This is a genomic window from Salipiger mucosus DSM 16094 (assembly GCF_000442255.1).
Classification (GTDB): Bacteria; Pseudomonadota; Alphaproteobacteria; order Rhodobacterales; family Rhodobacteraceae; genus Salipiger; species Salipiger mucosus.
Window position 1 is genome coordinate 40,436 of record NZ_KE557287.1, and the last position, 17,043, is coordinate 57,478.

The window sequence follows — 17,043 nt, forward strand, 5'->3', positions numbered from 1 at the left end:
GCGCAGAACTTTCCATTCAAATACAGAGCCTTGCTGGAGAAACGCCTCCGACCCCGGTCCCTGTCGGGCCGGGGTCGGGCTTGCCTGCCGCATCCGGGCGCAAGGCGCCCGGGGCGATCGCTAGACCGCGAAGGCCTGGCGAGTCTCGTCTCTGATCCGGATCGAGAAGCCCGGCGCGTCGGGCGCGAGGTAGGCGCCGTCGCGCAGGATGCAGGGGTCGGTAAAGTGCTCGTGCAGGTGGTCGACGTACTCGAGCCGGCGGTCGTCCTTGCGCCCAGAGATCACGGCGTAGTCGATCATGCCGAGGTGCTGGACGTATTCGCAAAGCCCGACGCCCCCGGCGTGCGGCCAGACCGGCAGCCCCGCCTTGGCGGCCATGAGCTGGACGGCGAAGACCTCGTTCAGACCGCCCAGGCGGCAGGCGTCGATCTGCACCACGTCGATGGCGCCGGCGGCGATGAACTGCTTGAACATCACCCGGTTCTGGCACATCTCGCCGGTCGCCACGCGCACCGGGGCCACCGCCTCGCGGATCGCCTTGTGCCCGAGGATGTCGTCGGGGCTGGTCGGCTCCTCGATGAACCAGGGCTCGGCGAAGGCGAGCTTCTTCACCCAGTCGATGGCTTGCCCGACCTCCCAGACCTGGTTGGCGTCGATCATCAGCGTGACGCGCGGCCCCAGTTCCTCGCGGGCGATGGCCAGGCGGCGGATGTCGTCCGCAAGGTCGCGGCCGACCTTCATCTTGACGTGGCTGAAGCCCTGCGCGCGCACCTCTCGGCAGAGACGGCGCAGCTTGTCGTCGGGGTAGCCCAGCCAGCCCGCCGATGTGGTGTAGCAGGGATAGCCCTCGGCCCGCAGGGCCTCGATCCGGTCGGGCTTGCCGCGGTCGGCCTCCTGCAGCAGCTCCAGCGCCGCGCCGGGGTCGAGGTAATCGGTCATGTAGCGGAAGTCCGGGATCTTCACGAGATCCTCCGGCGCCATGTTGGCCACCAGCCGCCAGACCGGCAGCCCGGCCTCGCGCGCCATGAGATCCCAGGCGGCGTTGACCACCGCGCCCGTGGCAAGATGGATGACGCCCTTCTCGGGCCCCACCCAGCGCAGCTGGCTGTCGCCGGTCATGGCCCGCCAGAAGGCGCCGGGGTCGGCGCGGATGTCGTCGGTGTCGCGCCCGACGACAAGATCGCGCAGCGCCTCGATCGCGGCAACGCACAGCTCGTTGCCGCGACCGATGGTGAAGGTCAGGCCATGCCCCTCGTGCCCGCCGTCGGTCTCGAGCACGATGTAGGCGGCCGAGTAGACCGGGTCGGCGTTCATCGCGTCCGACCCGTCGAGCGCGCCCTCCGAGGGAAAGCGCAGGTCGTGGGTGCGAAGGCCCGTGATCCGGCTCATGCGTCGGCCACCACGTCCTGGCGCTGGCGGCCCAGACCCTCGATGCCCAGTTCGACGACCTCGCCCGGCTTGAGGAACCGCTGCGGGCTCATCCCCAGGCCCACCCCCGGCGGCGTGCCGGTCGAGATCACGTCGCCCGGGTGCAGGGTCATGAACTGCGACAGGTAGCTCACGAGGAAGCGCACGCCGTAGACCATGGTTTCGGTCGAGCCGTCCTGCATGGTCTCGCCGTCGACGGTCAGCCACATCTTGAGGGCCTGCGGGTCCGGCACCTCGTCGGGGGTGACCAGCCAGGGGCCGATCTGGCCGAAGTTGTCGCAGCTCTTGCCCTTGGTCCACTGGCCGGCGCGCTCGGCCTGGAAGGCGCGCTCGCTGACGTCGTTGGTGATCGCATAGCCCGCGACGTGGTCCATCGCCTCGTCCTCGGAGACGTACTTGGCGGGCTTGCCGATCACGACGGCAAGCTCGACCTCCCAGTCGGTCTTTTCCGAGCCGCGCGGGATCACGATGGGGTCGTTCGGCCCGCAGATGGCGCTGCTGGCCTTCATGAAGATGATCGGCTCGGGGGGCACGGTCGCGCCGGTCTCGGCGGCGTGGTCCGAGTAGTTGAGGCCGATGCAGATGAACTTGCCGGTGCCCGCGATGGGCGGGCCGAGGCGCGGGTTGCCCTCGACCACGGGCAGGCCATCGGGGTCGAGCGCCGCGATCTTCGCGATGCCCTCGGGGTGGAGCGTCTCTCCGGCGAGGTCCGGGACCAGGCCCGAGAGGTCGCGGATCGTGCCGTCGCTGTGCAGCAGGCCGGGTTTCTCGGCGCCGCGGGCGCCGTGACGAAGCAGTTTCATGTCGGGTCCTTCAGATCGTCCAGCCGCCGTCGATGCAGACGGCCTGGCCGGTGGTGTAGGTCGCGCCGGCGAGGTAGACGGCGAGATCGGCGATCTCGTCGGCCGCGCCGATGCGGCCCATGGGTTGGCGCGCGATGAAATCGGCGCGGGCCTTGTCGTAATCGCCGGTTGCGGCGAGCCGGTCGTCGAGCGAGGGCGACTGCACGGTGCCGGGGCAGATCGCGTTGCAGCGGATGCCCTGCGTGACGTAGTCGGCGGCCACGGATTTCGTCAGCCCCAGCACCGCCGCCTTGCTGGCGGTATAGGCGAAGCGGTTGGGCACGCCCTTCACGCTGGAGGCGACCGAGCTCATGTTGACGATGCAGCCCGCGCCGCGCTCCAGCATCCCCGGAAGAACGGCGCGGATCGTGCGCACCATGGCCTTGAGGTTGAGGTCGAGCGCGAAGTCGAGGTCCGCGTCCGTGGCCTCGAGGATGGTGCCGCCGTGGACCACGCCCGCGCAGTTGAAGAGCACGTCGACCGGGCCGATCGTCTTGGCGAAGGCGGCCACGCCAGCGGCGTCGAGCACGTCGAGGCGGTGCGTCTCGCAGCCCTCGAGCCCGGCGAGCGCGTCCGCGTTGATGTCGGTCGCGATCACGCGGGCGCCGGCGCGGGCAAAGGCCAGCGCGGAGGCGCGGCCGATGCCCTGGGCAGCGGCGGTGATGACGACGGTTTGTCCGGTCAGGTCGCTCATGCGGGGGTCTCTTTCTTCTGGACGACGTAGATGTGTTCGCAGGCCAGCACGACCTCGTCGCGCTGGTTCAGCACCTCGACCGTCTCGAAGAGCCGGCCCGAGCCCGGCCGCTTGGGGTCGTCCTCCTTGCGGGCCATGGTGCAGCGGGTGCGGATGGTGTCTCCGATGAAGACCGGCCGGACAAAGCGCAGCCGGTCGTAGCCGTAGGAAAAGGCCAGCGGGTTGATCTCGGTCGCGGTGAGGCCGATGCCGATGGCGAAGATCATCGTGCCGTGGGCGATGCGGCCGCCGAACTCGCTCTTGGCCATGAACTCGGCGTCCATGTGATGCGGGAAGAAGTCGCCGGTGTGGCCGGCGTGGACGACGAAATCGGTCTCGGTGATCGTGCGGCCGTTGGTTTCCCGGCTCTCGCCGATCTCGATCTCTTCAAGGTAGCGGGGGCGTTCCATTCAGGGGGTATCCTCGATCGGGGTCAGGGGCGCGGCGGAGGAGGCGTAGCAGGCCTCGACCAGCGCCATGGTGCGCCAGCCGTCCTCGACCGGCGCGATCAGCCTCTCCTCGCCGGCGGCGGCGCGCTGGAGGTTGTGCATGCGGGCGGTGAAACTCTCGGTGAACCACGAGCCGGTGAGCGGCACCGCCTGCCAGCCCTCGCCGGTGTTCAGCTCGAGCACGTCCGGCTCGCCGTGCGGGTAGTCGAGGTTCACGCCCATCTTCATGAAGGCGGCGCCCCTGGTGCCCGCGACGCGCATCTCGCAGGCCTGGTGCGGGCGGCCGTAGTCCCAGTCGTGGTTGACCGAGAGCACGCAGCGCAGGTCGGACCCGTAGTCGAGGATCGCCGCCGTGCGCGTCTGGGCGACCGCATGGGCGGGATGGCCCAGCGTGCGCGCCGCCACGCCCCGGGGGTCGCCCGCGAGGTGGCGGATCAGGTCGAGGTAGTGGATCGAGTGCATGGCGATCTCGATCCGGGGCAGCCCCGCGAGGAATTTCCACAGGCCCCAGGGCGTGGCGAGCACGCCGTGCATCTCGATGTCTGTGACCTGTCCCAGCAGGCCGCGGTCGATGGCATCCTTGAGCGCCACGGCCATCGGGGCAAAGCGCAGCTGGAAGTTCATCGCCGCCAGAAGGCGCCGTTCGCGGCAGATGCGCAGGATCTCGCGCGCGGCGTCGAGGTCGCTGCCCATCGGCTTCTGCACCAGCACCGGCGCGCCCCCGGGCAGGCGGGCGAGGATGCTGGCGTGCACGTCCGGCGGGGTGGCGAGGTCGAAGACCGCGCCGGGCACCGCCAGCGCCTCGTCCTGCGTCAGCGCGCGGGTGCCGTGGGCCTCGGCCAGCGCCTCGGCCTTGGCGCGGTCCGGGTCGGTGAGGCCCGCCACCTCGTAGCCACCGGCGGCCCAGGCGGGCAGGTGCGCGTCGCGCACGATCGAGCCCGCGCCGAAGATCACCACGGGCCGGCGCGTCGCGGGCGCCTCCCAGTCCTGTTTCAGATCAGTCGACATGGAAGACCTCTTCGAGCGGGGACCACCAGTCGCCCTCGGCCCGGGTGTCGAGCGGTGCCTGCTTGGGCTTGTTGATCTCCCACCAGCGCTGCGTCTCTGGGTCGGCGGCCATCTTCGCCTGGTCGGCGTCCCAGTCGTCGCCGTGGTATTCCATGTAGGCGAAGAGCAGGTTCTCCGGCTCGCGCAGGAAGATCGTGTAGTTGCGGATGCCGCAGTCGCGGATCTTCTCCAGCACGCCGGGCCAGACCTCGGCGTGCAGACGCTTGTATTCCTCGATCTCCTCCGGCTTCACGCCGATGATCTGACCCATGCGGATCATTCGATGCCCTCCCTGATCGTCGTGGTGAACTGCGCCTCGGCCCGGCGGTCGATCTCGGTGTCGTCCCAGTCGATGCCGATGCCGGGCGTCTCGGGTGCAAGGGCCGCGCCGTTCTCGATCCTCAGTCCGGTGCCGGTGATCTCGTCCAGCTGCGGGATGTATTCGACCCAGGCGCCGTTGCGGACGGCGCAGACCAGCGAGGCGTGCAGCTCCATCAGGAAATGCGGCGCGACGGCGAGGCCGTGACATTCGGCCATGTGGGCGACCTTCAGCCAGGGCGTGATGCCGCCGATGCGGCCCGCGTCCACCTGGATGACGCTGGCCGCGCCGCGTGCCACATAGTCCGCGAAATGGCGGATCGAGTAGAGCGACTCGCCCACCGCCACCGGCATCGGCGCGATGCGCGCCAGCTCGGCGTGGCCCTCGACGTCGTCGGCGGCGAGCGGCTCCTCGATCCAGGCGAGGTCGCAGTCGGCCAGCGCAAGCGCCCGGCGCCGGGCCGCGTCGCGGCGGAAGCCCTGGTTGGCGTCGGTCATGATCTCGTAGTCCGGCCCGACCGCGTCGCGCAGGGCGGACAGCCGGGCGTGGTCCTCGGCCGCGGTGGGCTTGCCGATCTTGACCTTGGAGCCGCGGAAGCCCTGTTCCCTGGCCGCCAGCGCATCCTCGACGAGGTGCCCGGTGGGCAGGTGCAGCCAGCCGCCCTCGGTCGTGTAGCAGGGGGCCGAGGGCTTGGCCCCGCCCGCCAGGCGCCACAGCGGCAGACCCGCGCGCCGGCAGCGCAGGTCCCACAGCGCGGTGTCGATGGCGGCCAGCGCGATGGAGGTGATCGCGCCCACGGTGGTGGCGTGGGTCGCGAACTCGAGGTCGTTCCAGATCGCCTCGACCTCCTCGGCCTCGCGGCCGACGAGCCGTGGCGCGAGGTGATCGGCCAGCAGCGCCATGACCGAGGAGCCGCCCGTGCCGATGGTGTAGGAATAGCCCTGTCCCGTGGCGCCATCGCTGTCGGTCACGGTGACGACGGGCGTCTCCTGGCTGACGAAGGACTGGATCGCATCGGTCCGCGGCACCTTGGGGGCCAGGTCGACCATGCGAAGGGTGATCTGTTCGATGCGCGCCATCAGGACCTCAGCGTGTGGCCGGTGCCGGCATCGAAGAGATGCGCGCGTGACAGGTCGATGTGAAAGCGCAGCACCTCGCCCCGGCGCAGGTTGCGCGGGTTGAGCATGCGGGCGGTCCAGCTCTGGCCGCCCAGCTCGGTGAAGAGCAGCGTCTCGTTGCCCAGCGGCTCGGAGAGGTTCACGGGAAGTTCGCGGATGTCGACGGCGTGGCCGTCCTCGCTGTGGATGCCGTGGCCCTCGGGGTAGATGTCGTCGGGCCGCAGGCCCAGGACCACGCGGCGCCCCTCGGCGGGCGAGAAGCCTGGCGGCAGGGGCAGCGTGGTGCCGTCGTCAAGCTGCAGCGCGCCGCCGGTGACGGTGGCCTCGGTCATGTTCATCGGCGGCGAGCCGATGAAACTGGCGACGAAACGCGAGGCGGGGCGATTGAAGACCTCGTCCGGGGTGCCGACCTGCTCGATCAGGCCGTCCTTCATGATGACGATGCGGTCGGCCAGCGTCATGGCCTCGATCTGGTCGTGGGTGACGTAGACCACCGTGGCGCCCAGACGGGCGTGCAGCTGCTTGATCTCGGTCCGCATCTGGCCGCGCAGCTTGGCGTCGAGGTTCGACAGCGGCTCGTCGAAGAGGAACACGTCCGGGTCGCGCACGATCGCGCGGCCCATGGCGACCCGCTGGCGCTGCCCGCCCGAGAGCTGCGCCGGGCGCCGTTCCAGCAGCGGCTCGATGTCGAGCACGCGGGCGGCCTCCTGCACGGCGGCCTCGATGGTGGCGGTGTCGCGGCCCGCGATCTTGAGCGAGAAGCCCATGTTCTCGGCCACCGTCATGTGCGGGTAGAGCGCGTAGGACTGGAACACCATCGAGATGTTGCGGTCGCGCGGCGGCAGGTCGTTGACGACCCGGTCGCCGATGCGGATGTCCCCGCCGGTGATGTCCTCGAGCCCCGCGATCATGCGCAGCGTCGTGGACTTGCCGCAGCCCGAGGGGCCGACGAGGGCGACGAATTCGCCGTCGTTCACGGCCAGGTCGATGCCCTTCACCGCGTGGAAGGCGCCGTAGTTCTTGTCGAGGGTGGAAAGAGTGAGCGTGGCCATGCCTTATCCCTTGATCGCGCCCGAGGTCAGGCCCGAGACGAGGTGCTTTTGCACCGCGTAAGTCAGAAGAAGCGCCGGAATGATCATCACCACGGCAAGCGCGCACATGCCGCGCCAGTCGATGGTGAACTCGGCGGTGTAGTCGAGCAGCCCCACGGGCAGCGTCTTGCTGTCGGTCGAGCGGGTGAGCTGGCTGGCCAGCGCGAACTCGTTCCACGAGGTGAGGAAGGCGAAGATGCCGGCGCTCGCGATGCCGGGGCGGGCGAGCGGGAATTCCACCTGCCAGAAGGCCTGCCAGCGCGTGCAGCCGTCGATCTGCGCCGCCTCGGCGAGGTCGCGCGGGACCTGCCGGAAGAAGCCGTCGATCAGCCAGATCGTGAAGGGCACGTTGAGCGCGGTATAGGCCAGGATCATGCCCGCGTGGGTGTCGATCAGCCCGACCCGCGCGTAGAGGAAAAAGAGCGGCAGCGAGAGCGCGATGCCCGGGACCGTTCGCGTCAGCATGAGGCCGAGGAACCAGCCCGACTTGGCGCGGAAGCGGTAGCGCGCGAAGGCGTAGCCGCCCGACATGCCCACCGCCAGCGAGATGACGGTCGAGGTCACGGCGATGATGACCGAATTGCGGAAGTATTCCAGCACCGGGATGCCGCCCTGTCCGACGCCCGAGAACATGTCGACATAGGCCTGCAGCGACAGCTCGCGCGGAATCCAGATCGGCGGCTTGGCCATGATCTCGACCGTGGGGCGCAGCGAGTTGAGCACGATCCACAGGCCCGGCAGGCAGATGATCGCCATGGCGATGAAGAGCGTCACGTTCAGCGCCCAGGCCGAGGCGCGTTTCCTGACGCGTGCGGTCTTGTTCGCGTCCATCACCAGTCTCCCGCGACCTGGGCCCGGGCCTTGCCGAGCTGTGAGAAGAAGAAGGCCGTGAAGGCGACCGAGAGCAGGATGGCGACATAGGCCATGGCGTTGGCCAGCCCCATGCGCGCGTCCGAGTAGGCGGTGCGCGCGATCAGCGTCCAGAGCACCTCGGTCCGGCCGGCGGGGCCGCCGTCGGTCATGATCTTGATGATGTCGTAGGCCCGCGCCACGTCGAGGCTGCGGATCGTCATGGCGATGAAGGCGAAGGGCATCAGGAAGGGCCAGGTCACGTAGCGGAACGTCTGCCAGGGCGTGCAGCCGTCGACGCGGGCGGCCTCCTGCGGCTCGCGCGGCATGGCCATGAGGCCCGCGAGGATGAAGATCGCGAAGACCGCGGTCGAGGACCAGACCTCGGCGGCGGTGATCGCCGTGAAGGCCAGCGCGCCGTCGATCAGCCAGGGGATCGCCTGGTCGGTCACGCCCAGCGACTGCAGCGCGTTGTTGATGAGGCCCACGTTGTCGTTGAACATGAACTTGAACTGGAAGCCCACGAGGATTGGCGAGAACATCATCGGGAACATCAGGATCGTGCGCAGGGCGCGCTGGCCGCGGGTCTGCCGGTCGACCAGCAGCGCGAGGCCGAGGCCCAGCAGCATCTCGAGGTTCAGCGCCACGGTCAGCAGCAGCACGGTGCGCCCGAAGGCGATCCAGAAATCGGTGTCGATGAAGATGCGCTCGTAGTTGCGCAGGCCGACGAAGTTGTAGATCGAGTCCGGCCGCGTCAGGCGGAAGGGCGTGAAGCTCGACCACAGCGACAGCAGCAGCGGCAGCACGACGACCGCGGCGAGCACGATCACCGCGGGCAGCAGCAGCATGACATGAGGGGGCAGGCGCGTGGCCTTCATCGGGGGGGCTCCTGTCGGAAAGACGGCGCCGGGCCGCGCGGGGGCGGCCCGGCCGGTGGCGGGAGAGATCAGAGCTCGCCCGCGTCCTCGAGGACGTAGGTCGCCTCTTCGGCGGCGGTGTCGAGTGCCTCCTGCGGGGTGGCATCGCCAAGGATCGCGGCCTGAAGCTCGGGGTAGAGCACGTTGGTGATCTCGATCCAGGCGGGCGTCTGCGGCACCGGGAAGGCGCCCTCTGCCGCGACCTGGAAGGTCTCGAGCACGTCGGTGCGGTAGGCGTCTCCCTCGGCCTCGGCGATGACGTGGTCCCAGACCGACTGGCGCGAGGGCAGGGGGCCCGCGGCGCTTTCCAGCTTCTGGCTGTCGGCGTTGGTGAGGAACCAGACCAGCGAGGCGGCCGCCTCGGGGTTGGCGCAGTCCTCGGTCACGCTGAAGCCGTGGAAGCCGGACCAGCCCGAGCGGACCCCGGCCGAGCCCTTGGGCGGGGGCGCGACGCCAACGTCGCCCGCGACCTTCGAGGAGTCGGGGTCGTTGAAGAAGCCGGCCCAGCCCGGCCAGTCGAGGTTCAGCGCCACGGTGCCCGAGGCGAAGCCCTGGCCGAGATCGTCCCACAGGTAGTTGGGCACGCCCGCCGGCACGGCCTCGGCCTGGTAGAGGTCGACGAACCAGTTCAGCGCCTCGACGCCGGCCTCGGAGTTGAATGCGGGCTCGCCGTCCTCGTTCAGGAATTCGCCGCCGTTGGCGACGAGGATCTCGTAGAAGCGGCCGGCGATGGCCTCTTCCTTGCCGGCATACTGCGTGCCGTAGAAGTTGGGCGCGTCGGCGAAGAACTTCGCCTGGTCGGCCACCTGGTCCCAGGTGTCCGGCACCGCGAGCGGGTAGCCGTATTCTTCCTCGAAGGCGGTCTTGTTGTCTTCGTCTTCGTAGAGGCTCTTCTGGTAGTAGAGCGCCGAGACGTCGAACTGGGCGCGCGGCAGCATCACCAGCCGGTCGTTCAGCGTGGCCGATTCGATGTTGCCGGGCACGAAGTCGGAGAGCGCCTCCTCGGGGAGGTAGTCGCGCAGGTCGACGTAGATGCCAGGATACTGCGGGGCGAAGGACGAGTGGTTCGAGCCGACGCACCAGTCCAGCTGGCCGATGGCGATGTCGGACTTGATCTCGCGGTCCAGCTCGAAGTGGTTCTTCTTCGAGATCACGTCGACGGTTGCGCCGGTGGCCTCCTCCCACTCGGCGATGCGGGCATAGAGCGGCTCGTACTGTTGCCCGCCGATGAGCTTGGCCTCGATGGTCACGCCCTCGAAGCTGCCGGGCAGGTCCTGCGCGGCAGCCACCGAGGCGAGCGCGAGCGCGGCCGACGATACGGTCGTCAGAAGTTTCATGTTTTCCTCCCTGAAGTTCCCCGAGGGTCGAATTGCCCTCAAATATGGATACTCTATTCATAAAAGAATACTGACATGCCGTCGCTGTCAAGAATTTCCGCTGGATTTGCATGTCGTATTCGTTGATGAATGGCGCGCTTCATCGAGGATCATATGACCGACACCACAGACCGATACCGCGCGCCGGCGCTCGACAAGGGGCTCGACATTCTCGAGCTGCTCGCGGGCATTGAGGGCGGCCTGACCCAGTCCGAGATCGCCAAGGCGCTCGGGCGGTCTCCGAACGAATTCTACCGCATGCTCGACCGCCTCGCGCGGCGCGGCTACGTCACGCGGGTCGACGGCGACCGCTACGCGCTGACGCTCAAGATGTTCGGGCTGGCGCAGTTCCACGCGCCGACGCGGCGGCTGGCCTCGCTGGCGACGCCGCTTCTGCGCGAGCTGTCGCAGCGCACGCGCCAGGCCAACCAGCTGGTGGTCTTCGACCGCGGGAACGCCGTGGTGATCGCGCAGCAGGAGGCGCCCGGCTACTGGGGCATCTCGATCCGCGTGGGCAGCCACATCGGGCTCTTTGACACGGGCTCGGGTCACGTGCTGCTGGCCTTCTCAAGCCCCGAGCGGCGGCAGATGATGGTGGCCGAGAACCGCGACACCGGGGCGCCGGCCCGCGACATCCCGCCCGCGCTGGAGGCGCGCTTCGACGAGATCCGCGCGCGGGGATACGAGGCCATGCCCTCGGCACAGACGGTCGGCGTGACGAACATCTCGGCGCCGGTGCTCTCCGCCGATGGCGAGCCGCTGGCGGCGGTCACGATCCCCTACCTGCCGCTGGTCGACAGCGAGGGTGCCCCAAGCATGGACGAGGCCGCCGCGGCGCTGGTCGAGACGACCACGGCGCTGTCGGAATTCGGCGGGTGCTCCAGCGAGGGGGAGACATTCGTATCTGAATGATCCATTCTCGGGTGAATTTCACTCAGGGAGGACGACATGACGGATACACCGATCCTGGACACGCACCTGCACCTCGTGGACCGCGGGCGGCTCGACTACCCGTGGCTGTCGGGCGCGCCGCCGCTCGACCGCGACTGGACGCTCGAGGACTACGCGCGCGAGGCGCGGCGCCTCGGCATCGGGGGTGCGCTGCATATGGAGGTCGACGTCGCCGACCCGCTGATCGAGGCCGAGACCGGCTGGATCGAGGAGCTGGCAGCCTCCGGCGTCTTTCCGATCCGGGGGGCCATCGCCGCCTGCCGGCCCGAGTCGCCGGACTTCGAGGCCTTTCTCGAACGCGCCGTGGGACGCGACATCGTCGTGGGCTTTCGCCGACCGCTGCACGTGGTGCCCGACGAGCTGTCGCGCGGCGATATCTTCCGCGCCAACCTGCGGCGGCTGGCGGGGCCGGACCTGCCCTTTGACCTCTGCGTGCTGGCCCGGCAGCTGCCGCTGGCGATCGAGCTGGCCGACGCCGCGCCCGAGGTGCGCTTCGTGCTGGACCATTGCGGCGTGCCCGACATCGCGGGCGGAGGCTGGGACAGCTGGGCGCGTGACATCACCGAGCTGGCCAGACGGCCCAACGTGAGCGCCAAGATCTCGGGCGTGATCGCCTACGGCGGCGAGGACTGGACGCTGGACCAGCTGACGCGCTGGGTCATGCACACGGCCGAAGCCTTCGGCCCCGAGCGGATCTGCTGGGGCGGCGACTGGCCGGTCTGCACGCTGGGCGGCGGGCTGTCGACCTGGATGGCGGCCACGCGGGCGATTGTCGCGGACTGGAGCGCGGCCGACCGCGCCGCCCTTTACGGCGGCACGGCCGAGCGGATCTGGAAGCTCTGAGGCGGCCTCAGAAGGTCGCCGCGAACATGCGGTCGAGGTCGTCCATCGCGGCCTCGAACCCGCCGTCCTTCAGCGCGGCGTTGAGACGCTCGGAGGCCTCCTGCTGGAAGGGCATGTAGCCGTCGTGGCGCGGCCGCATCCACGCCGCGTCGAGCGTCGCCAGCGTGCCGGAATAGAAGTGGCCGGCCGCCGCGTCGGTCTTCGGCGTGGTCCAGGCGGTGCGGTGCCCGGCCTGGCCGCCCGCCTCGGCCCAGGGCCCGGCCTGCACCTCGGGGCCGGCGGCGTGCCGGGCAAAGGCGGCGGCCTCGTCGGGGTGCTTCGAGAAGGCCGAGACCGCGAGCCCCGTTCCGCCAAGCGCGCTGCCGCGCGGCCCCGCGCCCGGCGCGGCCTCGGGGATGTCGTGGAAGGTCACCCGCCGGCGCGCGGTATCGGGCAGCGAATAGCTGATGTAGCCGTAGATCAGCGGCGAACAGGCGATGTCGTCTGTGTCGGCCATGGCCTCGAGCACGGCGATCGGGTCCATGCCGAAGCAGGCCGGGTCCACCTGCTGCGCCAGCGCCTGCAGCATCTCGAGGGCGGGACGCCCGCCGTCGCGGTCGACGAAGGGCCCCTCTGGTCCGACGCGGCAGGGATGCCCGAGGTTGGCGCAGAGCGTGTAGAAGCTCATCAGCACGTGCGGCGGGCGCAGCGGGATCATGACCTTCCCCTCGCGGGCCAGGCGCATGACCCCCAGCCAGTCCTTCGCCGGCGCAACCAGGTCGGGCCGCGAGGCCTGCACCTGTGCCGCCGCATCGACCGGCCAGGCCCATTGCTTGCCGTCCCAGGTGTAGCTCTCGAAGGAGCGGCCGAGCGAGCCCTGCGCGATCTCGGGCGCCTCGGGCAGGGGATGCAGGCAGGCCTCGCCGGTGATCTGGCCGACGTGCGGGTGGTCGATGATGATGAGATCGTAGGACTTCGCCAGTTCGAGCACCGGGTAGCTCTCGAAATCCTGCAGCGAGCGGCGGTCCCATGTGATAGAGACGCCGTGCTCGGCCTCCCAGTCGCGGGACAGGGCGGCAAGCGGGTCGTAGCCGCGCGGGTGGTCCCAGGTCATGCCCTTGAGGGTGATCATAGCTCGAACTCCTTGCGAATGGCGGCGCTGTGTTCACCCACGCGCGGCGCCGCGCGGGGCGTGGCGGGCCGCCGTCCGTCGATGGTCAGCGGCGCGCGCGTGGTGTCGATGCGCACGCCGTCGCCACGACAGACGGTCTGCAGCAGGTCGAGCCGCTGGAAGGCCTCGGTGTCGACCAGCTCGGACCAGTTCAGCACCTCCGAGCACCAGATGTCGGCGGGTTGCAGGATGGCGAGCCAGTCCTCGACGCTGCGTTCGGCGACGCGCTCGGCCAGCCGGGCCTTGATCCCGTCGCGGTCGCGGAAGGCGTCGCCGGGATCGCGGCCGGCCAGCTCGGGCAGGTCCATGAGCGCTGCCAGCTTGTCGAGCGGGGTCATCGCCAGCGCGAGGTAGCCGTCGCTGGCCGCGTAGACGCCATAGGGCGCCCCGAGATAGGCGTGGGCGCCATTCGCCTGCGAGCGCTGCGGCAGGCGGCGGCCGTCGTTGAGCCAGGTGGTCAGGACCTCGAACTGCAGGTCGACGAGCGCCTCGAGCAGGCTGGTCTGCACGTGCCGCCCGATGCCGTCGATGCCGCGCCGCACCAGCGCGGCGAGGATGCCCTGGCTGAGGGCCACGCCCGCGAACATGTCGCCCACGGCAAGGCCCATGGGCACCGGCCCCTGCGGCGCGTCGCCGGTCAGCCACATCAGCCCCGAGCGGGCCTGCGCCAGCAGGTCCTGGCCCGGCAGCTTCACCCAGGGGCCGTCATCGCCGTAGCCCGAGATCGAGCCGTAGACGAGCCCCGGGTTCAGCGCGTGCATCTCCTCCCAGCCGATGCCGATGCGCTCGGCGACGCCGGGGCGGAAGTTCTGGATCATCACGTCGGCCTGCGCCACGAGCCGGTGCAGGGCCGCGAGGTCCTCGGGGTCCTTGAGGTCGAGCGCGAGGCTCTCCTTGCCGCGGTTGATGGCGTGGAAAATCGTGGAATCGCCACCCAGCTCGGTGTCCGACAGGTAGAGCTGCCGGGACAGGTCGCCGGCGCCGGCGCGCTCCACCTTGATGACCCGCGCCCCCAGATCGGCCAGCCGGAGCGAGCAGTAGGGGCCCGACAGGAACTGGCTGAGGTCGAGCACCAGCAGTCCCTCGAGCGGTCGCTCGGGCGGCGTCGCGTCCGGTGGCGTTTGGGCTGCGGCGTCGGCTGGTCTGGTCATATGGTGTATTCTTCTGTGAATGGCCTTCTTACATATGAATGATCTGTTTGCCTGCCTGTCGTCAAGCCCCATGCTCAAGATCGTCAGGGAAGGACCGGGTTGCCTGCCCCCGGCCAAGGCAGGACTCGCGGGTCTCCTGATCGAGGATCACAGCGGCAACCGGGCACCGGCGGCCTCGTGGGCTCGGGTCGGGACCGAGCACTGAAAGGACGGAGGAGCAAGACGGTGCGGATCGAAACGGATGCGGGCGGGCCGCCCGCCGCCGTCAGCGATGCACCAATTCGCGCGGGACAGCTGCCCTCGCGGCCTGCGCGCCCCGGTCAATGCTTTTGAGCGTGGCGCTTGAGCCCTTGTCCGGAGGCCGCGCGCGGTTGCGCCCGCCGTCGGTCCTAGCCGGGGCCGGCGCTCTTCGGCTTCGCCTGCTCCGAGGACGCTTCGTCCCCGTCGGTATAGAAGCCCATGATGTGGACCCACAGAAGACGCTTGGCCTCGTCGAGGTTCCGCGCCTTCAGGGAGTCGATCAGCTTGAAATGCTCGTCGGCGCTCTTGGCCATGAGCAGCGGCGTGTTCTTCTTTTCCTGCACCGAGGTCGGCAGCTTCGAACGGTATGACAAGGCAAGCTCGACGAGCTCGGTATTGTCGCAGTTCGACATCAGCTCGGCGTGATAGCGGGAATTCGCCTCGATGCGGTCGCTCGCGGTCCCCTGCACCGTGGCGACGCGGAACTCCTCGGCCAGGACCTTGAGGCGCTCCATCGACTCATCGGTGATGTTCCTGATGATGTCGTCCAGCGTCGCGACTTCCAGCGCGGCCCGGACCAAGGAGATATCGCGGATCCGCTTCTCGTCGTAGACCTGCACCTGATAGCCCCGGTTCGGCCGGTGCACGATGCTGCCGGACACCGTGAGGTGATCGAGCGCCTGACGGATCGCCAGCCGGGTGGTATTGTATTTTTCCTGAAGTTCGTTCTGCTTCAGCCAGCCACCGGGATGGAGCTCGCCGGAGCTGATGTCCCGTTCGATCTGGGCGACCAGCATCTGGTTCTGACCTGCCCGACTACCCTTTTTCGGGCGTGTGTTCGACACTGTGCTCATCCTCGCGGAATGCCTCATCCTGAGGCGGCGCGTGCTTTTGTTTCGAGATTCCTAACGTGGGCCTTGACGTGATGTCAACGATGGCGCGAAATGAGCTTGCAAAAATGGCGCCATCAAAGGCGACATAAATGGCAAGCAGGAGAGGCGCATGAAAATGCACACTATGAAGACGATGAAAGCCACGGCCGGCAAGGCGATGTTCGGCCTGCTCGTTTCCACGGCTCTCACCCTCACCGCGAGCGCGGCGAGTGCCAGGGACCTCACCGTCGGGCTGCCCGGAACCGTCGTGACGCTCGACCCGCACATGTCGGCGACCGTGTTCACCGACCTCAACATCGCGAGCCACCTCTACAGCGCGCTTGTCACGCGCGGCCCGGACCTCGAGCTCGCCCCCGACGCGGCCGAGGAGTGGACCGCCACCGCCGACACCACCTGGCGCTTCCAGCTGCATCCCGGCGTCACCTTCCCCAACGGCGAGGCACTGGACGCCGAGGCGGTCAAGTGGAACATCGAACGGGTGCTGGCCGACGAGACCAGCGCCCGGATCAAGCCCTGGTTCGAGCTGGTGGACGAGGTCAACGTGATCGACAAGACCACCGTCGATATCGTCACCTCCGCGCCCTATCCTGCGCTGCCCGACCAGCTGTCGATGTTCTTCCTGCTGCCCCCGGAATGGTCGGCGGAAAACGACACCAACCGCATGGCCTTGGGCACCGGCCCCTATGACCTGGTCGAGTTCCAGGAAGGGAATTTCATCACCCTGTCCGCCAAGGAGGACTACTGGGGCACCGCGCCCGAGTTCGAGGAGGTGACCTTCCGCTTCATCCCCGAGGAATCGACCCGCATCTCGGCACTGCTGGCGGGCGAGGTGGACTTCGTGACCTCCATCCCGACCTCCGAGATCGAGCGCACCAACCAGAACGAGGGAACCTCGGGTGACGCGGTGGCGAGCACGCGCACGATGTTCCTGCGGTTCAACAGCAAGGTCGAGCCCTTCCAGGGCAACGCGATGCTGCGCCGCGCGATGAACTACGCGGTCGACAAGAACCTGATCATCGACAGCCTCTGGGACGGCTACGGCGAGGTCGCCCGGTGCCAGCCGCTTTCCGAGGACTACTTCGGCTACAACCCCGACCTCGAGGCCCATCCCTACGACCCGGAGCAGGCGCGCAGCCTGATGGTCGAGGCGGGCTATCCCGACGGGTTCGACCTCGAGCTCGACGTGCCGATCGGGCGCTACCTGCAGGGCTCCGAGATCGGCCAGATCGTGGCGGCCCAGCTCACCGAGATCGGCGTGAACGTCCAGATCACCGAAACCGAGTGGAGCCGCTGGCTGGACAAGCTCTACAACGACGGCATGAGCCAGGCGACCTACTACGGCCTCGCATGGCCGACGCTGGACGCCGGCGGCGTCATGGCGTTCTTCGAGGATGGCAACACGCAGAACTACCAGGACGATCCCGAGTTCACGAGCATCCTGCAGGAAGCCAATTCGAGCGTCGATGCCGACGAGCGTCTCGCGCTCTACAAGACGGCGACCGAGCGGATGTGCGAAAGCGCGCCGATCCTGTTCCTGTTCCAGCAACCCTACACCTACGGCATCAGCGACGAGATCGAATGGTCGGCGCGTGGGGATGACTGGGCGCGCGCCATGGACATGAGCGTGGCCGGTTCGGCGGACTGAG

At 68.9% G+C, this 17,043-nt stretch carries 17 protein-coding genes; 3 read left to right on the forward strand and 14 right to left on the reverse strand.

All coding sequences use genetic code 11. The features are described from left to right. Positions 1-120: 120 nt before the first annotated feature. The 11 genes from SALMUC_RS25655 to SALMUC_RS25705 form a co-directional block, all read right to left on the reverse strand. Positions 121-1,389: an enolase C-terminal domain-like protein gene (locus SALMUC_RS25655; protein ID WP_020041200.1), complete on the reverse strand. Its 1,269-nt coding sequence runs from the start codon at positions 1,387-1,389 to the stop codon at positions 121-123. Continuing rightward, positions 1,386-2,231: a fumarylacetoacetate hydrolase family protein gene (locus SALMUC_RS25660; RefSeq protein ID WP_020041199.1), complete on the reverse strand. Its 846-nt coding sequence runs from the start codon at positions 2,229-2,231 to the stop codon at positions 1,386-1,388. Before SALMUC_RS25660 ends, SALMUC_RS25655 begins: the two co-directional genes overlap by 4 nt. A 10-nt stretch (positions 2,232-2,241) precedes the next feature. Beyond that, positions 2,242-2,964, reverse strand: a complete 723-nt coding sequence (locus tag SALMUC_RS25665; protein ID WP_020041198.1) for an SDR family oxidoreductase — start codon at positions 2,962-2,964, stop codon at positions 2,242-2,244. Continuing rightward, the gene (locus SALMUC_RS25670) at positions 2,961-3,413 is read right to left on the reverse strand and encodes a MaoC/PaaZ C-terminal domain-containing protein (protein ID WP_020041197.1); all 453 of its coding nucleotides are present in this window, start codon (positions 3,411-3,413) and stop codon (positions 2,961-2,963) included. The genes SALMUC_RS25665 and SALMUC_RS25670 overlap by 4 nt, the downstream gene beginning before the upstream one ends. Continuing rightward, complete coding sequence (locus SALMUC_RS25675; RefSeq protein ID WP_020041196.1) at positions 3,414-4,460, reverse strand: Gfo/Idh/MocA family protein; 1,047 nt, start codon at positions 4,458-4,460, stop codon at positions 3,414-3,416. Further along, complete coding sequence (locus tag SALMUC_RS25680; protein ID WP_020041195.1) at positions 4,450-4,779, reverse strand: L-rhamnose mutarotase; 330 nt, start codon at positions 4,777-4,779, stop codon at positions 4,450-4,452. The genes SALMUC_RS25675 and SALMUC_RS25680 overlap by 11 nt, the downstream gene beginning before the upstream one ends. Continuing rightward, a complete protein-coding gene (locus tag SALMUC_RS25685) occupies positions 4,776-5,897 on the reverse strand; it encodes a mandelate racemase/muconate lactonizing enzyme family protein (RefSeq protein WP_020041194.1) in 1,122 nt (373 codons plus the stop codon). Before SALMUC_RS25685 ends, SALMUC_RS25680 begins: the two co-directional genes overlap by 4 nt. Beyond that, positions 5,897-6,988, reverse strand: a complete 1,092-nt coding sequence (locus SALMUC_RS25690) for an ABC transporter ATP-binding protein (protein ID WP_020041193.1) — start codon at positions 6,986-6,988, stop codon at positions 5,897-5,899. The genes SALMUC_RS25685 and SALMUC_RS25690 overlap by 1 nt, the downstream gene beginning before the upstream one ends. A gap of 3 nt (positions 6,989-6,991) precedes the next feature. Next, positions 6,992-7,858: a carbohydrate ABC transporter permease gene (locus SALMUC_RS25695; protein ID WP_020041192.1), complete on the reverse strand. Its 867-nt coding sequence runs from the start codon at positions 7,856-7,858 to the stop codon at positions 6,992-6,994. After that, the gene (locus tag SALMUC_RS25700) at positions 7,858-8,754 is read right to left on the reverse strand and encodes a carbohydrate ABC transporter permease (RefSeq protein ID WP_020041191.1); all 897 of its coding nucleotides are present in this window, start codon (positions 8,752-8,754) and stop codon (positions 7,858-7,860) included. Before SALMUC_RS25700 ends, SALMUC_RS25695 begins: the two co-directional genes overlap by 1 nt. Positions 8,755-8,822: 68 nt before the next feature. Continuing rightward, positions 8,823-10,130, reverse strand: a complete 1,308-nt coding sequence (locus SALMUC_RS25705; RefSeq protein WP_020041190.1) for an ABC transporter substrate-binding protein — start codon at positions 10,128-10,130, stop codon at positions 8,823-8,825. Between the two features lie 153 nt (positions 10,131-10,283). On the opposite strand from SALMUC_RS25705, the gene SALMUC_RS25710 reads away from it, so the two are divergent. Both SALMUC_RS25710 and SALMUC_RS25715 read left to right on the forward strand, forming a co-directional pair. Next, complete coding sequence (locus SALMUC_RS25710; protein WP_037372959.1) at positions 10,284-11,081, forward strand: IclR family transcriptional regulator; 798 nt, start codon at positions 10,284-10,286, stop codon at positions 11,079-11,081. Between the two features lie 36 nt (positions 11,082-11,117). Then, positions 11,118-11,963 carry an amidohydrolase family protein gene (locus SALMUC_RS25715; RefSeq protein ID WP_020041188.1) on the forward strand — a complete coding sequence of 282 codons (846 nt, stop codon included), beginning with the start codon at positions 11,118-11,120 and terminating at the stop codon, positions 11,961-11,963. A gap of 7 nt (positions 11,964-11,970) precedes the next feature. Here the strand turns inward: SALMUC_RS25715 and SALMUC_RS25720 are convergent, their stop codons facing one another. The 3 genes from SALMUC_RS25720 to SALMUC_RS28595 form a co-directional block, all read right to left on the reverse strand. Further along, a complete protein-coding gene (locus SALMUC_RS25720; RefSeq protein WP_020041187.1) occupies positions 11,971-13,074 on the reverse strand; it encodes an extracellular solute-binding protein in 1,104 nt (367 codons plus the stop codon). Further along, positions 13,071-14,264, reverse strand: coding sequence for a CaiB/BaiF CoA transferase family protein (locus SALMUC_RS25725; protein WP_020041186.1), 1,194 nt, complete (start codon positions 14,262-14,264; stop codon positions 13,071-13,073). The genes SALMUC_RS25720 and SALMUC_RS25725 overlap by 4 nt, the downstream gene beginning before the upstream one ends. 389 nt (positions 14,265-14,653) lie before the next feature. Further along, complete coding sequence (locus tag SALMUC_RS28595; RefSeq protein WP_020041185.1) at positions 14,654-15,301, reverse strand: GntR family transcriptional regulator; 648 nt, start codon at positions 15,299-15,301, stop codon at positions 14,654-14,656. A gap of 205 nt (positions 15,302-15,506) precedes the next feature. Between SALMUC_RS28595 and SALMUC_RS25735 the strand changes: the two genes are divergently transcribed. After that, the gene (locus SALMUC_RS25735; RefSeq protein WP_051156034.1) at positions 15,507-17,042 is read left to right on the forward strand and encodes an ABC transporter substrate-binding protein; all 1,536 of its coding nucleotides are present in this window, start codon (positions 15,507-15,509) and stop codon (positions 17,040-17,042) included. Position 17,043 lies beyond the last annotated feature (1 nt).

What these genes read in the sequence shown, in the direction of transcription:
- SALMUC_RS25655 (WP_020041200.1), bottom strand. Translation starts at nt 1,389, where the DNA reads ATGAGCCGGATCACGGGCCTTCGCACCCACGACCTGCGCTTTCCCTCG.
- SALMUC_RS25660 (WP_020041199.1), bottom strand. Translation starts at nt 2,231, where the DNA reads ATGAAACTGCTTCGTCACGGCGCCCGCGGCGCCGAGAAACCCGGCCTG.
- SALMUC_RS25665 (WP_020041198.1), bottom strand. Translation starts at nt 2,964, where the DNA reads ATGAGCGACCTGACCGGACAAACCGTCGTCATCACCGCCGCTGCCCAG.
- SALMUC_RS25670 (WP_020041197.1), bottom strand. Translation starts at nt 3,413, where the DNA reads ATGGAACGCCCCCGCTACCTTGAAGAGATCGAGATCGGCGAGAGCCGG.
- SALMUC_RS25675 (WP_020041196.1), bottom strand. Translation starts at nt 4,460, where the DNA reads ATGTCGACTGATCTGAAACAGGACTGGGAGGCGCCCGCGACGCGCCGG.
- SALMUC_RS25680 (WP_020041195.1), bottom strand. Translation starts at nt 4,779, where the DNA reads ATGATCCGCATGGGTCAGATCATCGGCGTGAAGCCGGAGGAGATCGAG.
- SALMUC_RS25685 (WP_020041194.1), bottom strand. Translation starts at nt 5,897, where the DNA reads ATGGCGCGCATCGAACAGATCACCCTTCGCATGGTCGACCTGGCCCCC.
- SALMUC_RS25690 (WP_020041193.1), bottom strand. Translation starts at nt 6,988, where the DNA reads ATGGCCACGCTCACTCTTTCCACCCTCGACAAGAACTACGGCGCCTTC.
- SALMUC_RS25695 (WP_020041192.1), bottom strand. Translation starts at nt 7,858, where the DNA reads ATGGACGCGAACAAGACCGCACGCGTCAGGAAACGCGCCTCGGCCTGG.
- SALMUC_RS25700 (WP_020041191.1), bottom strand. Translation starts at nt 8,754, where the DNA reads ATGAAGGCCACGCGCCTGCCCCCTCATGTCATGCTGCTGCTGCCCGCG.
- SALMUC_RS25705 (WP_020041190.1), bottom strand. Translation starts at nt 10,130, where the DNA reads ATGAAACTTCTGACGACCGTATCGTCGGCCGCGCTCGCGCTCGCCTCG.
- SALMUC_RS25710 (WP_037372959.1), top strand. Translation starts at nt 10,284, where the DNA reads ATGACCGACACCACAGACCGATACCGCGCGCCGGCGCTCGACAAGGGG.
- SALMUC_RS25715 (WP_020041188.1), top strand. Translation starts at nt 11,118, where the DNA reads ATGACGGATACACCGATCCTGGACACGCACCTGCACCTCGTGGACCGC.
- SALMUC_RS25720 (WP_020041187.1), bottom strand. Translation starts at nt 13,074, where the DNA reads ATGATCACCCTCAAGGGCATGACCTGGGACCACCCGCGCGGCTACGAC.
- SALMUC_RS25725 (WP_020041186.1), bottom strand. Translation starts at nt 14,264, where the DNA reads ATGACCAGACCAGCCGACGCCGCAGCCCAAACGCCACCGGACGCGACG.
- SALMUC_RS28595 (WP_020041185.1), bottom strand. Translation starts at nt 15,301, where the DNA reads ATGCTGGTCGCCCAGATCGAACGGGACATCAGCTCCGGCGAGCTCCAT.
- SALMUC_RS25735 (WP_051156034.1), top strand. Translation starts at nt 15,507, where the DNA reads ATGAAAATGCACACTATGAAGACGATGAAAGCCACGGCCGGCAAGGCG.